Origin of the sequence: Inquilinus sp., assembly GCF_039594555.1 — a bacterium.
Lineage (GTDB): Bacteria > Pseudomonadota > Alphaproteobacteria > DSM-16000 > Inquilinaceae > Inquilinus.
In genome coordinates, this window is record NZ_JBCNNF010000524.1 from 1 (window position 1) to 4144 (window position 4144).

General features: G+C 74.8%; 3 protein-coding genes, 1 tRNA gene and 1 pseudogene. All 5 read right to left on the reverse strand.

All coding sequences use genetic code 11. The features are described 5' to 3' along the window. Positions 1-309: MarR family transcriptional regulator (locus ABDW35_RS33210; protein ID WP_343718127.1), on the reverse strand; the 309-nt coding region annotated here is incomplete at its 3' end. An 85-nt stretch (positions 310-394) separates the two neighbouring features. Beyond that, a tRNA-Sec gene (locus tag ABDW35_RS33215) sits at positions 395-490 on the reverse strand. Between the two features lie 117 nt (positions 491-607). Next, positions 608-2440: pseudogene (gene selB, locus ABDW35_RS33220) on the reverse strand (selenocysteine-specific translation elongation factor); the annotation flags it as partial. Then, positions 2437-3234, reverse strand: a complete 798-nt coding sequence (locus ABDW35_RS33225) for a tetratricopeptide repeat protein (RefSeq protein ID WP_343718128.1) — start codon at positions 3232-3234, stop codon at positions 2437-2439. The gene ABDW35_RS33225 and the pseudogene selB, both read right to left, overlap by 4 nt. Then, the coding region (gene selA / locus ABDW35_RS33230) for an L-seryl-tRNA(Sec) selenium transferase (RefSeq protein WP_343718129.1) at positions 3221-4144 on the reverse strand (924 nt) is incomplete at its 5' end. The genes ABDW35_RS33225 and selA, both read right to left, overlap by 14 nt.

Below are 4144 nucleotides of genomic sequence, written 5' to 3' on the forward strand. Positions count from 1 at the left end.
GACGCCGCGCACAGCGTGATGGTCGAGATGCAGGCCGATGGCATAGCCGCCATCGGGGCGGATGCGATAGGGCGTCGGCGGCTGGCCGCGGCGGCCGGCCACCCGCTCCCCGGTCTCGACCAGCCCGGCGGCGGTGAAGTCGTCGATGATGTTGTGCACGGTTTGGGACGACAGGCCGGTGCGCCGGGCCAGATCGGCCCGCGACAGCGGCCCGGAGAGGCGCAGCAGGTCGAAGACGACGCGGCGGTTATGCGCGCTGGCCCCCTCCAGATTGGCGCCCGCGCGGCGCGCGGCGGCGGCCTCCTGCATGCCCTGCCCCGATAGTTATCCGATCATTTAGATTTAATCGGGCCGGAGTGGCAAGCGGCGGCGATCAGGTGCTGTCGGGATGGGTTGGCGGAAGAGAGTGGGAGTCGAACCCACCAAGGACCGGCTCGCGGCCCCTCCCGGATTTGAAGTCCGGACGCCCCACCGGGGACGATTCTCCTCCAGGCCCCTCGGCCGGCGCCTCGCCGATCGAGGGACGAAACAGGTCCAGCCGATGCCGGTTCAGCCGGCGCAGGTCGCCCCGCCGCAGCGTCACGCCGTGGCGGTCGAAGAATTCCAGGATCTGAATAGCAACCTTTCGGCCGCTGTCCACCTGATCCCGGAACTGCGCCGCGGTGAAGCCGGTCTCGTGCGCTTCGCCCAGCTGTACCAGGATGCCGACGATCTCGGCCACGGTCGGGCGCAGGAAAAAATGGTCATGTGCCACCTCGTCCACCCGGCCCATGCGGCCGGTTCGCTTCAGCAGGCGGCGGATCTCGGCCTCGTCGACGCCCAGCTCGCCGGCGATGTCGCGCACCCGCGGCGGCCGGAACCGGGCCTCGCCGCCCAGGCGAGGGCCGATCTCCGCCCACAGCGCCTCGTCGGCCTTGGTCAGATGCGCCTCATGGCCGGTCAGCCGCACCCAGGCGCCCTCCAGCGCGACCTGCTCGGCGCGGGCCATCACCCGCAGTAGGGCGGCGAAGGCCGGGGCCGGCAGGCGCGGCCGCGACTGCAGGCGCAGCCGCTCGAAGCCGATGCCCGGCAGGTCGGGGTTGTCGCGGTGGAAGCCGTCCAGCGTCTCCAGCAGCCCCTGGGTCAGCTGCGTCCAGTCGGCCGAGGTCAGCGCCAGCACCTGCTCGCCCGCCGTGATCCGGACCAGGCCGAGCCGGTCGGCGATCTCGTCCACCCGGCCGGCGCCCAGCGCCCGGTCGCGGCCGAAGGCGGCCAGGTCGACCAGACGCGGCGGCGCCGCCAGCAGCGCCGTCAGCGCGGCCTCGGGGTCGTCCAGGGCCAGCGCCGCCAGCTGGGCCAGGCGCTCCGGCCCGCGCCGCTTGCGCGCGGGCGCCCGCAGGTCGACCAGCCGGCCGCCGCCGATGGTGCGCTGGGCCGAGGTGTCGCGGAGGACGTAGCGGTCCCCGGCGGCGGCGGCGACCGGCTGGTCCAGCACCAACTGCACGAAGGCCTCGCCGCCCGGCGGGATCGGGTGGTCGCCCAGCAGCACGATCCGCGCCCCGGTCTCGGTGGCGGCGGTGTGGAAGCGCACCGGGAACCACTGGCCGATCGGTTTGCGCTCGCCCGGCAGCACCCGCAGCGTCGCGTCGATGCGGTCGGTCGGGGCGTGCAAGGCCGGGTCGAGGATCACGTCGCCGCGGGAGAAGGCCTCGCGCGTCACCCGGTCGCCGGTCAGGTTCAGGGCGCAGCGCTCGCCGGCGCGACCTTGCTCGGCCGGGCGGTTCTGGGCGTGGATCGACCGCACCCGCACCGGCAGGCCGGACGGGCTGGCCAGCAGGTGGTCGCCGACCGCGACCGACCCCGACAGCACAGTGCCGGTCACCACGGTGCCGGCGCCGCGCAGGGTGAACGACCGGTCGACCGCCAGCCGGAATCGCCCCGCCGCCTCGCGGCCGGCGAAGTCCATCGCCTCCAGTGCGAGCCGATCTGCGAGCTCGGCGATGCCCTCGCCGGTCACGGCCGACACCGGCAGGATGTCGGCCCCGGCCAGCGCCGTGCCGGCCAGGGCAGCGCGGATCTCCGCCGCCACCACCGCCCGTCGGTCGGGGCCGGCCAGGTCGGCCTTGGTCAGGGCGACGACGCCGCGGGAGATGCCGAGCAGGTCGATGATCGCCAGATGCTCGCGGGTTTGCGGCATCACGCCGTCATCGGCGGCCACCACCAGCAGCGCGAAGTCGATGCCGGAGGCGCCGGCCAGCATGGTGTGCACCAGCCGCTCGTGGCCGGGCACGTCGATGAAGCCCAGCACCTCGCCATCCGCGATCGGCTGGTAGGCGAAGCCGAGGTCGATGGTGATGCCGCGAGCCTTCTCCTCCTTCAGCCGGTCGGTGTCGACGCCGGTCAGCGCCCGCACCAGCGCGGTCTTGCCATGGTCGATATGGCCGGCAGTGCCGATGATCACGGCGTTGCCTCCGGCAGCGGGCGGCGGGCCAGCGCTTCGGCCTTGGCGATGCCGGCGGGGTCGAGCGCGGCGCGGGCCGGCCCGAGGAACCGGCCGGCCAGGGCGCTGCCGCCGGCTTGGCCGCGGATCAGCCAGGTCAGCGCCTGGAGCGGATCCTTCGCCACACCGGACCCCATGTGATGGGCTGCGCCGAGCATGGCCTGCGCGTCGGCGTCGCCGCGCTCGGCCGCCATCCGCCACCAGCGCGCGGCCTCGGCCGGGTCGCGCGCCACACCGACCGCGTTGTGGTGCAGCATGCCCAGCCGGGTCAGGGCCGTGGCGACGCCCTGGCCGGCGGCGCGCTCGGCCCACAGTCGCCCCTCCGCCGGGTCGAACAGGGCGCCATCCTCGAGCAGCATCCAGCTCAGCATGTCCTGCGCCGTGGCATCGCCCTGCTCGGCGGCGGCGCGGTATAGGGCCGCCGCCCTTCCGTCGTCGCGGGCCACGCCCTCGCCGCGGAAATGCAGCGTCGCCAGGTTGCGCTGGCCGACCGCGTCGCCGGCCTCCGCCGCCAGGGTCAACCAGCGGACGGCCAGGGCGAGGTCGCGTTCGACCCCCAGCCCCTCGGCGAAGCAGGCGCCGACATTGCTCTGGGCCCTGGGCACGCCGTCATGGGCGAGCGGCCCCCAGATCGCCAGCGCCGCCGCATGGTCGCCGGCGCGCGCAGCGGCCGCGGCGGCGGCCAGCTGCTCGGCGATGGTGGGCGAGGGGGGCTCGGCCGCCCGGCCGCCCTTGAGGCGGTCAAGCCAGCCCATGGTCGCCCGTGTCGAGCGCGGCGAGGGAGGCCAGGAACCCGGCCTCATCCTCCAGGCAGCGCAGGTCCAGCAGCAGCGCGCCGTCGGCAATGCGGCCGACCACCGGCACCGGCAGCTCGCGCAGCGCGGCGGCCAGGGCGTTCAGCGCCCGGCCGCTGTCCTCCGGCACGGTCAGGGCCAGCGCTGCGCTCGGCAGCGTCTCCAGCGGCAGGGCGCCGGAGCCGATCTGGCTGGTGCAGGCCCGCAGCTCGGCCGTGGCCAGGCCGCCCAGGGCCGTCTGCACCGCCGGCAGGAGGCGGCGGGCCTGGGCCTCGATCTCCCCGGCCTTGCGCGCCAGCAGGCGCAGCGTCGGCAGGCGTTCGGCCAGACGGGCGGGGTCGCGGTACAGGCGCAGCGTCGCCTCCAGCGCCGCCAGCCGGATCTTGTCGACCCGCAGCGCCCGCTTCATCGGGTTGCGGTTGATCGCGGCGACCAGGTCGACCCGGCCGACGATGAAGCCGGCCTGCGGCCCGCCCAGCAGCTTGTCGCCGGAGAAGGTGACGAGGTCGGCGCCCTCGGCCACCGCCTCGCGCACCGTCGGCTCATGGGCCAAGCCGATCGCGGCCAAGTCGGCCAGGGTGCCGGAGCCGAGGTCGTGCACCAGCGGGACGCCATGCTTCTTCGCCAGCGGCGCCAGCTCCCGCGCGGTCACCTCGGCGGTGAAGCCGGCGATGCGGTAGTTCGAGGTGTGGACCTTCAGCACCAGCCCGGCCTCCGGCCCCAGCGCCGCGGCGTAGTCCTTCGCGTGGGTGCGGTTGGTGGTGCCGATCTCGTGCAGCGTGGTGCCGGCCCGCGCCATGATGTCGGGCATGCGGAAGGCGCCGCCGATCTCGATCAGCTCGCCGCGCGAGATGATCGACCGGCGCCCCTG